Here is a 15,171-nt window from a genome sequence, read left to right as displayed (position 1 = left end):
CTCAGGCGCGGCGTCGCTCCTGCGCGATGCCCTCTTCCAGCAATTCCGCGACATCCAGCACCAGCACCGTGCGCCGGTTGCCCAGGTCGGTGGCGCCGGAGATGCCCTTGACGCCACTGAGCCTGCCGCCCAACGGCTTGGTGACGATGTCCTGCTGGCCGAACAGCTCGTCCACGGCGATGCCCAGCCGCTGCTGCGCCAGGCCCACCACCACGACGAAGTGGCGGTTCACCTCGCGCTCCGGCAGGTGGAACAGCCGCCCCAGCCGCAGGAAGGGCAGCGTCTGCCCGCGCAGGTCCAGCATCTCGCGGCGCTCCACCGTGCGGATGTCCTGGGGCTGCACGGAGAGGATTTCCAGCACGCTGTTGAGCGGCACCGCGTAGGTGCGGCCACTGACGCCCACCACCAGCGCGCGCACGATGGCCAGCGTCACCGGCAGCGTCAGGTGGAAGGCCGTGCCCTTCCCGCGCTCGCTCCACACGTCGATGATGCCGGAGAGGTTGCCCAGGTTGTTCTTCACCACGTCCAGGCCCACGCCGCGCCCGGACAGCGCGCTGACGCTGGAGCGCGTGGAGAAGCCCGGCAGGAAGATGAGGTTGAGCAGCTCGCGCCGCGTCATCTCGCTGATCTGCGACGCGCTGACGAGCCCCCGGGACAGCGCCACCTCGCGAACGCGCACCTCGTCGATGCCGGAGCCGTCGTCGCTCACGCTGATGAGGACGTGGTTGCCCTTCTGTTCGGCCCGGAGCCGCAGCAGCGCGCGCCGGGGCTTGCCCACGGACAGCCGCGCCTCCGGCCCCTCCGCGCCATGGTCGATGGCGTTGCGGATGAGGTGCATCAGCGGGTCGCTCAGCTCCTCGACGATGAGCTTGTCCAGCTCCACCTCGCCGCCGGTGCTGACGAAGTCGATCTCCTTGCCCGCCTCGCGAGCAATCCGCCGCACCAGCCGCGCCAGCTTGTCGAACACCTGGCCCACCGGGACCATGCGCGCTTCGAGCAGGCCCTCCTGCAGCGCCTCCAGCTTGCGCTCCAACTGCCGCGTCTCCCGCGACAGCTCCTGGCCGAACAGCTTCGACAGCGCCACCGTCCCGTCCTGCCGGGACGTCTCCGCCAGCCGCTGGAGGTTGGCCTTGATGAGCAGCAGCTCGCCCACCATGTTGATGAGCCCATCCAGCCGGCCGATGTCCACGCGCACCGTCTGCGTGAGCGAGCGCAGCGACGTCTCTTCCGGCCGGGGACGTCCCGCGGGCACCGGCGCGGACGCGGCGGACTGGAGCCCGAGCGTCGTGGCCGAAGGGCTCTCCACCGCCCGCATGCGCGGAGGGCTCCCCGAAGGCAGGGCCTTGATGCCGGACGGCGGCGCACCGGACGGCGCGGTGTCCGGCTCCGACGCTCCGGCGTCCGCCGACAGCAGCGACCGAGGGGCCCCCGCCTCCAGGGCCAGCGGCTGGGAGCGCGGCCCCTTCTTCTTGCGCTTCACACGGGGCGCGGCGGCCGCTTCATTGCCCGCGCTCTCGGGGGGCGCGGGGGCGGCGTCCGGCGACCGGGGCAGTTCGAAGGCGGGCCCGGCCTCCCCTTCTCGCGGCGGGCGCACGGCCAGCGGCTCCAGCTCCGCGGGCGTGCCCTGGAGGCCCGCCTCCAGCGCCTGCGCCGCCACCTTCGCGCCGAAGATGAGATCGAACGCGATGCCGGTGGCGCCGCCGGGGCGCGACGAGGGCAGCGTGCTGATGACCTCGCCCAGGGGCTTGAGCCGCGCGTTGAGGTCCGCGAGCCCCTGGTCGAAGTCGGAGAGGTCGAACGCGGCGCGCACGCACCACAGCGCCACCCCGCGCCGCACGTTCTCGCGCAGCCGGTGCTCCTCGTACTCGGTGAAGACGGCGCGCACGGAGGCGTCCAGCTCCAGCCGCTCCAGCGGATCCTCCTCCACGGCGGGCGGAGGCGAACCCATCCGCGCCAGCCGGTCCTCCATGGCGCGGGTGCGCCGGGTGAGGTCCTCGCCCTCTTCCCCCCGCGACGTCTCCCCGAGCAGCGACTGGAAGGTGTCCAGCGCGTCCACCAGCGCGTCCAGGACCTGGTCGTCCAGCGTCAGCCGGCCCAGCCGGAGCCTGTCGAGCAGGTCCTCCGCGGCGTGCGCGAGCTGGGTGATGCGCTCCTGGCCGAAGAGCCCGGACAGGCCCTTGAGCGAATGCGCCGCGCGGAAGATGCCGTTGATGTGCTCCGGATCCGCCTCCTGGTCGCGGGCTTCATCCAGCGCGAGCAGGTCCCTTCCCAGCGCGTCGAGGATCTCCGTGGCCTCGGCGACGAACTCCGCCAGCGCCTTGCCCCCGGGGCTCACAGCGGCTTCAGGAAGCGCCGCAGGAGCGCCTCCAGGTCCTCCGGCTGGAACGGCTTCACCAGGTAGCCCGCCGCCCCCAGCGCCATCCCCCGGGTGCGGTCCTGTTCACGCCCCTCGGTGGTGACGATGATGAGCGGCACGTCCCGGTAGTTGGGGTTCTTCTTGACGAAGTTGATGAGTTCCAGCCCGTTGATGTCGGGCATGTTGATGTCGGTGATGATGAGGTCGAAGCGCTGACGGGGAAGCAGCTTCAGGGCCTCGAAGCCGCTGGCGGTGGTGACGGCCTCGATGCCGTCCACGGCCTCCACGGTCGCGGCGATGTGCTCGCGCGACACCTTGGAGTCCTCGACAATCAGCACCCTGAACTTCATCGCGCGCACGCCTCGGAGACCGGATGCTAGCAGAACACCCGCCCGAGCGCAGGGCGTCAGCCCTTGCGGGACGACAGCGACCCGACAAGCCCCTTGTCCGCGAAGAGGGACACCCGGGCCCCCTTGAAGGCCGGCAGGAACTGCTTCTGGTACGCCTCCGCCCGAGCCGGGTCGCTCAGGCCCGCCCCGCCGGGGACCTCCAGCGCCACCGACTCCACCTTCGCGCGGCTCAACACCTTCGCCGCCCCGGCCAGCGCTTCACCCAGCGCGGCCGCGTCCAGGCGCTTTCGCGACCCCAGGCCCACCACGAAGATGCGCGGCACGGAGAACTTCCCGTCCGAGGGCAACAGGAGCCAGTCGTCCTTCACGCCGGTGAAGAAGCCGCCCTGGAGCACCCGGGACAGGACGCCGCACAGCCGCCAGTCCACGTAGCCCGCGGTGGAAGGCAGGGGCCGGTCGTCCTCGGCCACGAAGAGGCACAGGGCGTCCACCCCGGCCAGCGCGTCCAGGCCCTCCAGGCCCACGTCCAGGGTGGTCGTCTGGCTCACGGCTTCCCGAGCGCCACCGCGACGCGGTCCAGGAGGCCGTTGACGAAGGCGCTCGACTCCTCCGTGCCGAAGTTCTTCCCCAGCTCCACCGCCTCGTTGATGGTCACCTTGCGCGGGATGTCCGGGCGGTACTTCAATTCGAAGATGCCCAGCCGCAGCACGTTCCGGTCGATGCGAGACATGCGGTCCAGGCGCCAGTTGTGGCTGTGGCGTTCGATGAGCGCGTCGATCTCCTCGCGGTGGGTCTGCACCCCGTCGACCAGCTCCTTGGCGAACTTCACCGCGTCCGGCTCCGGCTTGCCGTCGTCCGCGGAGGCGGCCCACGCCGAATCCAGGGCATCCCGGGCGGCGCCCTGGGCCATGTCCAACTGAAAGAGCGCCTGCAACGCCCGCTCCCGTGCCGTTCTGCGCGCGCCCATGCGGTCAGCCCTTCCGTTCGGCGGCGGTCATCCGCGCGAAGAGGTTGACCATCTCGATGCAGGCCACCGCGGCCTCCGCGCCCTTGTTGCCCGCCTTCACGCCCGCACGGTCGATGGCCTGCTCCACGGTATCGCACGTGAGGACGCCAAACGTCACCGCCGCGGGCTTCGGGCCCGCCGCCGCGCTGAACGCCACCGAACCCACGCCCTTGGCGCACTCGCCCGCCACGTAGTCGAAGTGGGGGGTGCCGCCGCGAATCACCGCGCCCAGGATGACGAGGCCCGCGTACTGGCCGCCTTCCGCCACACGCCGGGTGAGGCCGGGCAGCTCATACGTGCCGGGGCAGCGGTACACGTCGATGGCGTCGTCCTTCACGCCATGGCGCACCAGCGTGTCCACGGCGCCCTTCAGCAGCTCCTCCGTGATGAAGCTGTTGAACCGGGACACGCAGATGGCGAACCGGCCCTGGGGGGGGAGGAAATCCCCTTCGAAATAGCGAGGCATGGCGCGCTCCTTACACCACCCCGCCCCCCGGCGTCTGCACGGGGTTTGCCGCACCGCGCCTGCCCCGGAATCCGGGGTCTTCCCTACCCGCGCGGGGTGAAGCCCGCCGCCCGGACGACGGCCTCCGTCAGGCCCGGGCCCTGGCCCGCCTCCGGGGCCCCCCTGAGGGCGAACAGCCGGGCCACGTACTTGCCGATGAGGTCGCCCTCCAGGTTCACCTGCGCCCCGGGGCCCTTGCCGTGCAGGGTGGTGCGCTCCTGCGTCTCCGGAATCAGCTGCACCCGGAAGCGGTCCGCCTCCACCGCGTTCACCGTGAGGCTGATGCCGTCAATCGTCACCGAGCCCTTGTCGATGAAGCAGGGCGCCAGCTCCGGGGGCAGCCGGAACACCATCACCCACGAGCCGCCCTCCGCGAACGTCTCCAGCACCTCGCTGACGGCGTCCACGTGGCCCGACACCAGGTGCCCTCCCAGCCGGTCCCCCAGCGCCAGGGCCCGCTCCAGGTTCACCTTGTCCCCCGAGCGCCGGGCGCCCAGGGTGGTGCGCCGCAGCGTCTCCGGCGCGGCCTGCACGCGGAAGGTGTCCCCGCCCTTCTCCACCACCGTGAGGCACGCGCCATCCACGGCGATGGACTCCCCCAGCGCGAACGCCTCCGCGCCCAGCGAGGTGCGAATCCACACGTCGGTCATCGCCCCGGGGGTGATGCGGGTGATGGTGCCAGTGTCCTGGATGAGGCCGGTGAACATGGCCGGATTTTATAACGGAAGCGCGGGCGGGGCGCTGGCCTTCAGAGCAGGGCGCGCAGGAGGACGTCGTCGCCCACCTTCTCCACCTTCAGGTCCTTCACCGCCAGGGCCTGGGCCATGTCCTTCACGCCCAGCTCGCCCGCCCACGACAGCCCGCCGGCCCCCACCAGCTTGGGGGCGAGGAACAGGTCGAGCGAGTCCGCCAGACGCTCGCGGATCAGCGTGCCGTACAGGCCCGCGCCGCCCTCCACCAGCACGTGGTTGAGCCCTTCCTTCGCGATGCGGCGCAGCACGGCCTTCAGGTCCACGCGGTCCTGCTTCGCTCTCACGTGCCAGACCTCCACGCCCTGGGAGAGGAAGCGCCGCGCCTTGCGTCCTTCCGGGTCCTCCAGCGTGGCGATGATGGTGCGCGCCGGACTGCGCTGGGTGAAGACGGTGTGCGTGGGGGACAGCTTGAGGTGCGAGTCCACCACCACGCGCACCGGGTCCTTGCCCCCGCCCCCGGGCAGCCGGGTGGTGAGCCGGGGGTCGTCCAGCCGGACGGTGTTGGCGCCCACGAGGATGGCATCCACCTGGTCGCGCAGCTTGTGCACCCAGGCGAGCGCGGCCTCACCCGTCACCCAGCGCGAGCTTCCGTTGGGCGCGGCCAGCTTCCCGTCCAGCGTCGCCGCCGCCTTGAGCGTCACCCACGGCAGGCCCGTGCGCATGACCTTGAAGAAGGGCCGGTTGAGCGCGTCCGCCTCTTCCTTGAGGACGTGCGTCACCACCGCCACGCCGCCGCGCTTGAGCCGGTTGAGGCCCTTGCCGCTCACCAGCGGGTTGGGGTCCGAGGACGCGCTGAACACGCGCCGCACGCCGGCCTCCAGCACCGCGAGGCTGCACGGCGGGGTGCGCCCGTAGTGGTCGCACGGCTCCAGCGTCGTGTAGAGGTCCGCGCCCCGGGCCCTGGAGCCGGCGGCCTCCAGCGCCACCACCTCCGCGTGCGCCGTGCCGGCCTTCTTGTGGTGGCCGCGCGCGATGATGCGCCCGCCCTTCACCAGCACCGCCCCGACGACGGGGTTGGGGCTGGTGCGGCCCAGGCCCTTGGCGGCCTCCTCCAGCGCGATGCGCATGAAGAACTCGGCCACCGCGTGGTCGAAGTCCGCCGCGCGTTTCGCCCGGGGCGTCTTCGCCGCCTGCAACCGTCCCCGCGTGAGCAAGCGCATACCGCCCTTCCTAACCGTCCTTGGGCGGAGTCGAAGGTGGCTTCACCTTGCGCTCGCGCTCCTGGTCCTCGAGCAGATCCTTCAGCTCGTGCATGAACTCGGAGATGTCCCGGAAGCTGCGGTACACGGACGCGAAGCGCACGTATGCCACCTCATCCAGTTGCTGCAGCCGCCGCATCACGTGCTCGCCAATGGAGGACGAGGGCACTTCCTTCTCCCCCATCCCCTGGAGCATCCGCTCGATGTCCTCCACCGTCTCTTCCAACTGGGCGGCGGACACCGGGCGCTTCTCGCAGGCCTTCTTCAGGCCGTTGAGCATCTTCTCCCGATCGAACGCCTCGCGCCGCCCGTCCTTCTTCACGATGAGCGGGTAGAGCTCCTCCACCCGCTCGTACGTGGTGAAGCGGCGCTTGCAGGCCAGGCACTCGCGCCGCCGTCGGATGACGGAGCCCTCATGCGACTCTCGCGAGTCGATGACCTTGTTCTCCGCGTCCTGACAGAAGGGGCAGCGCACGGGGGCGGGTTACTTCAACCGCGAGGCGTACAGCGGGAAGCCCTGGGCCAGGTCCTTCACCTGGCCGCGCACCCGCGCGAGCCCGGCGTCGTCCTGCGCGGAATCCAGCGCCTCTCCAATGAGCTTGCCCACCACCGCCATCTCCTTCTCGCGCATGCCGCGCGTGGTGATGGCCGGCGTGCCCACCCGGACGCCGGAGGTCACCATCGGCTTCTCCGGGTCGAAGGGGATCATGTTCTTGTTCACGGTGATGCCCGCCTTGCCGAGCACCTCCTCCGCGACCTTGCCGGTGAGCTTCTTGGAGCGCAGGTCCACCAGCATCAGGTGGTTGTCCGTGCCGCCCGAGCACAGCCGCAGGCCCGCGGACTTCAGCGCCTCCGCCAGCGCCTGCGCGTTGGCCACAATCTGCTTCTGGTAGGCCTTGAACTCCGGCGTCAGCGCTTCCTTGAAGGCCACCGCCTTGCCCGCGATGGCGTGCATCAGCGGCCCGCCCTGGATGCCGGGGAAGATCTGGCTGTTGATGCTCTTGGCGAAGGCTTCCTTGCTCAGCACCATGCCGCCGCGCGGCCCCCGCAGCGTCTTGTGCGTGGTGGTGGTGACGATTTCCGCGAAGGGCACCGGCGAGGGGTGCACGCCCGCGGCGACGAGGCCCGCGATGTGGGCCATGTCCACCAGCATGGAGGCGCCCACCTTGTCGGCGATCTCCCGGAACTTCGCGAAGTCGAGCGTGCGCGGATAGGCGCTCGCGCCCACCACCAGCACCTTGGGCTTGTGCTCCAGCGCCAGCGCCTCCACCTGGGCGAAGTCGATGGTCTCCGTCTCGCGCGTCAGGCCGTAGTGGACGACCTTGTAGAGCTTGCCGGAGAAGTTGAACGCCGCGCCGTGGGTGAGGTGGCCGCCGGAGTTCAGATCCAACGACAGCATGGTGTCGCCCGTTTTCATGAGGGCCATGAAGGCGCCCATGTTGGCCTGGCTGCCGGAGTGCGCCTGCACGTTCACCGCGTCCGCGCCGAACAGCTCCTTCGCGCGGTTGATGGCCAGCGTCTCCGCCACGTCCACCACCTCGCAGCCGCCGTAGTAGCGCTTGCCGGGGTAGCCTTCGGCGTACTTGTTGGTGAGCACCGAGCCCACCGCCTCCATCACCGCCGGACTGACGAAGTTCTCCGAGGCGATGAGCTCCAGCCCCTCTTCCTGACGCTCGGTCTCCTGCCGGAGCACCTGGGCGATTTCAGGGTCCACCTGGGCCAGCGTGCGGGTGTTCTCCATGGGGTGCCTCCTGGCGACGAACGACGGACAGCGTTGGGGACGACGTCGGGACCTTCAGCGCTGCTGGGCTTCGACGTCGCGAATCTTCTGGACGCGCTTCTCGTGACGGCCGCCCTCGAAGGCGGTGTCGAGGAAGGCCTCGAGGATGCCACGCGCCACGCCGGCGCCGACCACGCGCTGGCCCAGACACAGCACGTTGGCGTCGTTGTGCGCGCGGGTCATCCGCGCTTCGAATTCGGTGGTGCACAGGGCCGCTCGCACGCCCCGGTGCTTGTTGGCCACGATGCTCATCCCGATGCCGGTGCCACACACCAGCACGCCCAGCGTGCCGGGCTCCGCCACCACCGCCCGCGCCACCTGGGAGGCGAAGTCCGGGTAGTCCACGGAGTCACGGGAGTGGGGGCCCAGGTCCTCGAACGCGGCGCCGCGCTCCTTCAGGAGGGCCACCAGGTCCTGGCGCAGTTCGAGCCCCGCGTGGTCGGAGGCGAGGATGACTTTCACGGCCGGACTCCGAAGCGGCGCCCGCTCGAAGGGCGGGGCCTGGAAGGGAAGGCCCCCGCCCGCCGCCCCGTGCAAGGGAGCAGCGGGCCGGAAGCCATCAGGTGAAGCGCTTGAACACCAGCACCGCGTTGGTGCCACCGAAGCCGAACGAGTTGCTCATGACCGCGTCCACCCGGGCGTCGCGCGCCGTGTTGGGCACGTAGTCCAGGTCGCAGTCGGGGTCCGGCGTCGTCTGGTTGATGGTGGGGGGCAGCGCGTTGTGCGTCAGCACCCGCACGCTCACCACCGCCTCCGCGCCACCGGCCGCGCCGAGCATGTGGCCCGTCATCGACTTGGTGGAGGACACCGCCAGCTTGCGGGCGTGGTCGCCGAACACGGCCTTGAGGGCCTTGCTCTCGTTGGCGTCGTTGAACGGCGTGGAGGTGCCGTGGGCGTTGATGTAGCCCACCTCCTCCGGCCGCATGCCCGCGGACTGGAGGGCCAGCCGCATGCAGCGCGCCGCGCCCTCGCCCTCCGGGGCCGGCTGGGTGACATGGTACGCGTCGGAGTTGGCGCCGTAGCCCACGACCTCCGCGAGGATGTTGGCGCCGCGCTTCTTCGCGGCCTCCATCTCCTCCAGCACGACGATGCCCGCGCCCTCACCCATGACGAACCCGTCGCGGTCCTTGTCGAACGGACGGCTGGCGCCCGCGGGGTCGTCGTTGCGCGTGGACAGGGCCTTCATCACGGAGAAGCCGCCCATGCCCAGGGGCGTGATGGCCGCTTCCGCGCCGCCAGCGATGGCCGCGTCCGTCTCACCCAGGCGGATGGACTTCCAGGCCTCGCCGATGGCGTGGGCGCTGGTGGCGCACGCGGACACCGGGGCCCAGTTGGGGCCCTTGCAGTTGTAGCGCATGGAGATGAGCCCAGGCGCCATGTTGACGATCATCTGGATGATGAAGAAGGGAGACAGCCGGTCGAACCCCTTCTCCAGCCCCTTGCGGTGCTGCTCCTCCAGGGAAGAGATGCCCCCGATGCCGGAGCCCACGATGACGCCCACGCGCTCTGGGTTGTAGCCATGGGGCGCGTCCGGGCCGATGGGCAGGCCCGACTCCTTCACCGCCATGTCGGCCGCGGCCATCGCGTACTGGGCGAACAGGTCCATCCGGCGCACTTCACGCCGGTCGATGAACTGCTCGGGCTGGAAGTCCTTCACCTCGCCCGCGATGCGCGCGTCGAGCTTCCCCAGTTCAAAACGGGTGATCGTACCGATCCCGGATTGGCCGGCCAGCAGCGCCTGCCAGTTCTTCTCGGTGCCGGTGCCCAGCGCGGAAATCATGCCGGTGCCGGTGATGACGACTCGACGGTTTGACACTTGTCCTCTCCACTGACCGCGGACCGCGATGGGACCGGAGCGCCGGGCAAGCGCGCCCCCCGTGGCCCCGACACTGCTGGATGCCGCGGCTACTTCTTGTGGGTCTTCACGTAGTTGATGGCGTCGCCGACGGTCTTGATGTTCTCCGCCTCGTCGTCGGGGATCTCGACCTCGAACTCCTCTTCCATCGCCATCACCAGCTCAACGATGTCGAGGCTGTCCGCGCCCAGGTCCTCGATGAAGGAGGACTCGGGCTTGATCTCGTCCTCTCCCACGCCGAGCTGGTCGGCGATGATGGACTTGATCTTGGCTTCGACGTTCACGGGGGCAGTCGTCATAAGTGTAAATCCTCCAGCGGCCGGGTAGGGACCCGGCTTGACTCGCGGGCTGTCTTAAGGCCGGCGCGGTATATCCCACGCCCGGCGGCAATCCAACCTTGGCTTACATGTACATGCCGCCGTTGACCTTCAGGACCTCGCCGGTGATGTAGGACGCCGCATCACTCGCGAGGAACACCACGGCCCCGGCGACCTCGTCCGGGTTGCCCAGGCGGGCCAGCGGAATGCCGCCGACCATCTTCTGGCGCAGCTCGTCGTCCAGATGCGACGTCATGTCCGTCGCGATGAAGCCCGGGGACACGGCATTGACCCGGATGTTGCGGCTGGCCAGCTCCTTGGCGACCGACTTGGTCATGCCGATAAGCCCCGCCTTGGCCGCCGAGTAGGCGGACTGACCCGGGTTGCCCATCTCCCCCACCACGGAGGTGATGTTGATGATGGCCCCGCTCTTCTGCTTCATCATCGGGCGGCTGGCGGCGCGGATGAGCGCGAAGGGACCCCGCAGGTTGGCATCCAGCTGCTTGTCCCAGTCCTCATCCTTGACGCGCATGACCAGGCCGTCCACCGCCAGGCCCGCGTTGTTCACGAGCACATCCAGCCGACCGTGCGTCTTGATGACGCCGTCCACGGCGCCGGCGCACGCGGCGGTGTCCAGCAGGTCGAAGCGGATGGCCTCCGCCTTCGCCCCCGCCTGCTGGAGCAGCCCCACGGTCTCCTGGGCGGCGGCCTCGTTGCCCACGTAGCTGATGACGACCGTGGACGCGCCCGCCTTCGCGAAGGCCAGCGCGACCGCCCGGCCGATGCCGCGCGAGCCGCCCGTGACCAGGACCACCTTCTCCTTGAAGCCGCTCATGCTGCCCCCAACGCGGCGAGCACCTTCTCCAGGGTCGCGGCGTTCTCGACGTTGAACGATTCGATGTCCTTGGTGATGCGCTTGATGAGGCCGCCCAGCACCTTGCCCGGCCCCAGCTCCACCACGTGCGTGACGCCGTGGGCCTTCAGCGCCTCCACGCACTCGATCCAGCGCACCGGCGCGCTCACCTGCGCCAGCAGCAGCGGCACCACGCGAGCGGCGTCCGAGTTGGGCGTGGCCTCCACGTTGCTGACCACCGGCACCTGGGGCGCGAGCACGCGCACGCCCGCGAGCACCTGCGCGAGCTTCGGCTTCACCGGATCCATCAGCGCGCAGTGGAAGGGCGCGGAGACGGGCAGCGGCATCACGCGCTTGGCCCCGGCCTCCTTGCACTTGAGGCCCGCGCGCTCCACCGCGGCCTTGTGGCCGGCGATGACGGTCTGCTCGGGCGAGTTGTAGTTGGCGGGCGACACGATCTCACCCTCCGCCGCGGCGTCGCAGGCGGCCTTCACCGCGTCCGGCGCGAGCCCCAGGATGGCCGCCATGGCGCCCACGTCCGCGGGCACCGCCTCCTGCATGAACGTGCCGCGAGCGCGCACCGCCCGCGCCGCGTCGCGCAGGTCCAGGGAGCCCGCGGCCACCAGCGCGGAGTACTCACCCAGCGAGTGCCCGGCGACGAACGCCGGGGCCGGGCCGCGCGTCTTGAACACCGCGTGCACCGCGGCCGACACCGTGAGGATGGCCGGCTGGGTGGTGGCGGTGAGCTTCAGCGCGTCCTCGGGACCCTCGAAGCAGGTGGTGGACAGCTTCTCGTTGAGCGCGTCATCCACGGCGTCGAAGACGGCGCGCGCTTCGGGGAACTGCTCGTAGAGGTCCTTGCCCATCCCCACGGCCTGGCTGCCCTGCCCGGGAAACACGAACGCGACCTTCGCCATGTTGCGGTCCTTCCTTGTGTCGTCCTGCCTACCAGCGCACCACCGCGCTGCCCCACGCCATGCCCGCGCCAATGGCCATCATCGCGATGACGTCGCCGCGTTTGAGGCGGCCGGCGCGCTGCGCCTCGTCCAGTGACATGGGCAGCGAGGCGGACGACGTGTTGCCGTACTTGTGCAGGTTGAGCCAGCATTTTTCACGCGGGATTTCCAGACGCTGCAGCACGGCTTCCAGGATTCGCAGGTTGGCCTGATGCGCGATGACGTGGTCCACCTGCCCCGGATTCATCCCGTGGGCCCCCAACGAAGCCTGGGTGGATTCCACCAGCGCACGCACGGCGAAGCGGAACACCTCCTTCCCGTTCATCTTGAGCTTGTGAAGATTTGCATCCACGTTGTCCGCGGTGACGGGGGTGCGCGAACCCCCTGCGGGGATGCAGAGCATGTCCGCCAGGGAGCCGTCGGTGCGCAGGCAGGTGGAGAGGATGCCGCGGGGCGCCATGGCGTCCGGGCCCTCCTCCGAAGCGGGTCCCGGGCCCAGCACCATCGCGCCCGCGCCGTCCCCGAAGAGGACGCAGGTGTTGCGGTCGCTCCAGTCCACCGCGCGGGTGAGCAGCTCCGCGCCCACGACGAGCGCCCGCTTCACCTGGCCCGAGCGCACGAATTGATCCGCCACGCTCAGGGCATACAGGGCCCCGGCGCACGCGGCGGACACGTCGAAGGCGAACGCGCGCCGCGCGCCCAGCTTCGCCTGCACCAGCGCGGCGCACGACGGCATGGGCATGTCCGGGGTGACGGTGCCCACGACGATGAGGTCCAGGTCTTCCGGAGCCACGCCGGCCATCTGGAGCGCCTGGAGGGACGCCTGCACGGCCAGGTCGCTCGTCGCCTCGTCCGGCGCGGCCTGACGGCGCTCCTGGATGCCGGTGCGCTCGCGGATCCACGCATCCGACGTGTCGACGAGCTGCTCCAGGTCCTGGTTGGTCAGGACGCGCGTGGGAGCATAGGAACCGGTACCGAGGATCTGGGTGCGTGACACGGGGGTTTCTCCGATGGGAAGCGCCGTCGGAGCCCGACACCGGGGCCACGCGCTCTAATCAGGAACCTCTTCCGTCTCCGCCTTCCTTCCCCGCGTGTGGGGAGGAAGCCAGGCAGCGGCATTGGCGATGCAGCGCGTCAGTTCCTCCTGCACCCCCGCGCGCACGTGCTGGAGCGCGGTGACGAGCGCGTTGTGGATGGCGCGAGGGGACGACCGGCCATGCGCGACGATGCCCACCCCCTGGAGTCCCAGGAGCGGGGCGCCGCCGTACTCGGCGTAGTCCATGACGCGGCGCAGGCCCGCGAGCGTGGGCTTGAGGAGCAGCGCTCCCAGCTTCTCCGGCAGGCCGCCGCGCTTCTCGATGGCCTGACGCAGCAGGCCGGTGATGCCCATGCCCACGCCCTCGGACGTCTTGAGGACGATGTTGCCGGTGAAGCCGTCGGTGACAACCACTTCCACGTCCCCGGAGAACAGGTCCTTGCCCTCCACGTAGCCCACGAAGTCCAGGTCCGAGCGCCGCAGGAGCGCGCTGGCGTCCCGCGTCAACTGCGTGCCCTTGGAGGCCTCCTCGCCGTTGGAGAGCACCGCCACGCGGGGGCGCTTCACGCCCAGGCGGGTGCGCAGGTAGGCCTCGCCGAGCACGGCGAACTGGGCCAGGTGCGAGGGGCGGCAGTCCACGTTGGCGCCCGCGTCGAGCAGCAGGCAGCGGCCGCCGCCCTTGAGGGCCGGGAACAGGGCCGCGATGGCCGGACGCTCCACGCCGGGGATGCGGCCCAGCGTCAACATGCCGCCGGCCATCACCGCGCCGGAGTTGCCGGCGGAGACCAGGGCGGACGCCTCCCCTTGCCGGACGAGCGCGAAGCCCACCCGGAGCGAGGAGTCCCGCTTGCGTCGGAACGCAGCGGTGGCGGGGTCGTCCATCTCCACCACTTCCGACGCGTGGTGGAGCTGGACGTTGGCGGGGGCACCGGCGCGCTCCAGGACGGGGCGTACACGCGTGGCGTCCCCGACCAGCACGAGTTCGTGCCCGGGATACGCTCGCGCGAACAGCACGCCCCCTTCCACGACGGCGTCAGGGGCGTGGTCGCCACCCATCGCGTCGAGGACGAGCCGCACCGGCGTCATCCGCCTTTCAACTACTCCGCGGCGGTCGCGATGACTTCACGGCCCCCGTAATTGCCACAGGCCGCGCAGGCGCGGTGCGGCATCACGGGCTCCTTGCACTTGGAGCACTTGATGACCTGCACGGCGATCCGCAGGTTGTTGTTGCCCGCCCGACGACGGTCCCGGCGCATCTTCGACGTCCGCTTCTTGGGAACTCCCACGACTCACCTCGGCTTCGGACCCGTCCCCCCTCGCGACCTGCGAGGGGCATAGGGACCGTCAGTTCAGCTTGATGTTCATCAGCGGCGACAGTCGAGGGTCGGAGACCTTCGGCGTGCAGCCGCACTTCTTTTCATTGAGGTTCTGGCCGCACTGCGCGCAGAGCCCCTGGCAGTCTTCACGGCAGACCGCGCTCATCGGCAGGGCGAGCAATACCTGTTCTCGGACGATCGGATCCAGATCGATCGTCTTTCCGTCGAACACCTGCTCATCCGTATCGTTGATGGCGAAGGTGCCGCCGGACTCACCCTGGGCGCGCTCCTTCTTCTCCATGACCTTCTCGTCGTCGTCCTTGAAGTCATCCCCCCGGGCCAGGGACTCGGGCACCAGGTTGAGGGTGAAGGACACCGGGAGGGACATCTTCACGTCGGTGATGCAGCGCTTGCAGGGGGCGTTCACGTTGAGCGTGAAGCTGCCCTGCAGCAGCACGCCGCCGCTGAGCTTGCGCAGGGAGGCATGGAGCGTGGACGGTTCCGTCGCCTGGAAGCCGGTGTCATGACCCGACGCCGCGCCACCCAGGACGTCCGACAGGAGCCCAAGAGCGATGGGCTCATCGAGCTTCAGCCCCGCATCTTTGATTTGTTCAATCTTTACGAGCATCTACGAGGCGTCCCATCCAAAAGGGCGCGCAACATAGAGGGAGTCCCCCCGTCAGTCAACACGCCGGATTTTCACCACGAGCCCCGGGACGGTGCCAGCGCCCCGGATGGGCGGCGGCCTTCGTCGCGTGGATCCCTTCAACACCGCTCTGGTACGTTTCCTTCTGATGCGCACCCCCGCCCGACGTTGGCGGGGCGCACTCTGCGTCGCGGGACTCGGGCTGACGCTCGCCCTGCCGGCCCAGGCCCGTGCGCCCCTTCCC

At 70.0% G+C, this 15,171-nt stretch carries 18 protein-coding genes; all 18 read right to left on the bottom strand.

The window, feature by feature from the left end; all coding sequences use genetic code 11:
- Position 1: 1 nt before the first annotated feature.
- Complete coding sequence (locus tag D7Y13_RS12260) at positions 2-2,335, bottom strand: chemotaxis protein CheA (protein WP_120583931.1); 2,334 nt, start codon at positions 2,333-2,335, stop codon at positions 2-4.
- The gene (locus tag D7Y13_RS12255; protein WP_120533833.1) at positions 2,332-2,706 is read right to left on the bottom strand and encodes a response regulator; all 375 of its coding nucleotides are present in this window, start codon (positions 2,704-2,706) and stop codon (positions 2,332-2,334) included. Before D7Y13_RS12255 ends, D7Y13_RS12260 begins: the two co-directional genes overlap by 4 nt.
- 56 nt (positions 2,707-2,762) lie before the next feature.
- Positions 2,763-3,254: a M17 family peptidase N-terminal domain-containing protein gene (locus D7Y13_RS12250; protein WP_120583930.1), complete on the bottom strand. Its 492-nt coding sequence runs from the start codon at positions 3,252-3,254 to the stop codon at positions 2,763-2,765.
- Positions 3,251-3,673, bottom strand: coding sequence for a transcription antitermination factor NusB (nusB, locus tag D7Y13_RS12245; RefSeq protein WP_120533835.1), 423 nt, complete (start codon positions 3,671-3,673; stop codon positions 3,251-3,253). The genes D7Y13_RS12250 and nusB overlap by 4 nt, the downstream gene beginning before the upstream one ends.
- A gap of 4 nt (positions 3,674-3,677) precedes the next feature.
- Positions 3,678-4,178 (bottom strand): 6,7-dimethyl-8-ribityllumazine synthase, encoded by a 501-nt coding sequence (ribH, locus tag D7Y13_RS12240; RefSeq protein ID WP_120533836.1) that lies wholly within the window; start codon positions 4,176-4,178, stop codon positions 3,678-3,680.
- Between the two features lie 83 nt (positions 4,179-4,261).
- A complete protein-coding gene (locus D7Y13_RS12235; protein WP_120533837.1) occupies positions 4,262-4,924 on the bottom strand; it encodes a riboflavin synthase in 663 nt (220 codons plus the stop codon).
- A gap of 41 nt (positions 4,925-4,965) precedes the next feature.
- Positions 4,966-6,129, bottom strand: coding sequence for a bifunctional diaminohydroxyphosphoribosylaminopyrimidine deaminase/5-amino-6-(5-phosphoribosylamino)uracil reductase RibD (ribD, locus tag D7Y13_RS12230; RefSeq protein WP_120533838.1), 1,164 nt, complete (start codon positions 6,127-6,129; stop codon positions 4,966-4,968).
- Between the two features lie 10 nt (positions 6,130-6,139).
- On the bottom strand, positions 6,140-6,643 hold the full coding sequence (nrdR, locus tag D7Y13_RS12225; protein ID WP_120533839.1) for a transcriptional regulator NrdR: 504 nt from the start codon (positions 6,641-6,643) through the stop codon (positions 6,140-6,142).
- A 9-nt stretch (positions 6,644-6,652) separates the two neighbouring features.
- Positions 6,653-7,909 carry a serine hydroxymethyltransferase gene (gene glyA / locus D7Y13_RS12220; protein ID WP_120533840.1) on the bottom strand — a complete coding sequence of 419 codons (1,257 nt, stop codon included), beginning with the start codon at positions 7,907-7,909 and terminating at the stop codon, positions 6,653-6,655.
- A gap of 54 nt (positions 7,910-7,963) precedes the next feature.
- Positions 7,964-8,410, bottom strand: a complete 447-nt coding sequence (gene rpiB, locus D7Y13_RS12215; RefSeq protein WP_120583929.1) for a ribose 5-phosphate isomerase B — start codon at positions 8,408-8,410, stop codon at positions 7,964-7,966.
- Positions 8,411-8,507: 97 nt separating this feature from the next.
- The gene (gene fabF, locus D7Y13_RS12210; RefSeq protein WP_120533842.1) at positions 8,508-9,764 is read right to left on the bottom strand and encodes a beta-ketoacyl-ACP synthase II; all 1,257 of its coding nucleotides are present in this window, start codon (positions 9,762-9,764) and stop codon (positions 8,508-8,510) included.
- Positions 9,765-9,853: 89 nt separating this feature from the next.
- On the bottom strand, positions 9,854-10,102 hold the full coding sequence (gene acpP / locus D7Y13_RS12205) for an acyl carrier protein (RefSeq protein ID WP_120533843.1): 249 nt from the start codon (positions 10,100-10,102) through the stop codon (positions 9,854-9,856).
- Between the two features lie 103 nt (positions 10,103-10,205).
- Positions 10,206-10,955, bottom strand: a complete 750-nt coding sequence (gene fabG / locus D7Y13_RS12200) for a 3-oxoacyl-[acyl-carrier-protein] reductase (RefSeq protein WP_120533844.1) — start codon at positions 10,953-10,955, stop codon at positions 10,206-10,208.
- Positions 10,952-11,890, bottom strand: a complete 939-nt coding sequence (gene fabD, locus D7Y13_RS12195; RefSeq protein ID WP_120533845.1) for an ACP S-malonyltransferase — start codon at positions 11,888-11,890, stop codon at positions 10,952-10,954. The genes fabG and fabD overlap by 4 nt, the downstream gene beginning before the upstream one ends.
- Before the next feature lie 28 nt (positions 11,891-11,918).
- Positions 11,919-12,926 carry a beta-ketoacyl-ACP synthase III gene (locus tag D7Y13_RS12190; RefSeq protein WP_120583928.1) on the bottom strand — a complete coding sequence of 336 codons (1,008 nt, stop codon included), beginning with the start codon at positions 12,924-12,926 and terminating at the stop codon, positions 11,919-11,921.
- 54 nt (positions 12,927-12,980) lie between these two features.
- Positions 12,981-14,042 carry a phosphate acyltransferase PlsX gene (gene plsX / locus D7Y13_RS12185; protein WP_120533850.1) on the bottom strand — a complete coding sequence of 354 codons (1,062 nt, stop codon included), beginning with the start codon at positions 14,040-14,042 and terminating at the stop codon, positions 12,981-12,983.
- A 20-nt stretch (positions 14,043-14,062) separates the two neighbouring features.
- Entirely contained in the window at positions 14,063-14,251 is a 189-nt protein-coding gene (rpmF, locus tag D7Y13_RS12180; protein WP_120533847.1) for a 50S ribosomal protein L32, read from the bottom strand.
- A gap of 58 nt (positions 14,252-14,309) precedes the next feature.
- Complete coding sequence (locus D7Y13_RS12175) at positions 14,310-14,909, bottom strand: YceD family protein (protein WP_120583927.1); 600 nt, start codon at positions 14,907-14,909, stop codon at positions 14,310-14,312.
- Positions 14,910-15,171: the final 262 nt, after the last annotated feature.

Origin of the sequence: Corallococcus praedator, assembly GCF_003612125.1 — a bacterium.
Classification (GTDB): domain Bacteria; phylum Myxococcota; class Myxococcia; order Myxococcales; family Myxococcaceae; genus Corallococcus; species Corallococcus praedator.
Note: the sequence above shows the minus strand (reverse complement) of the source record. Positions and strands in the feature narration are given on the sequence as shown.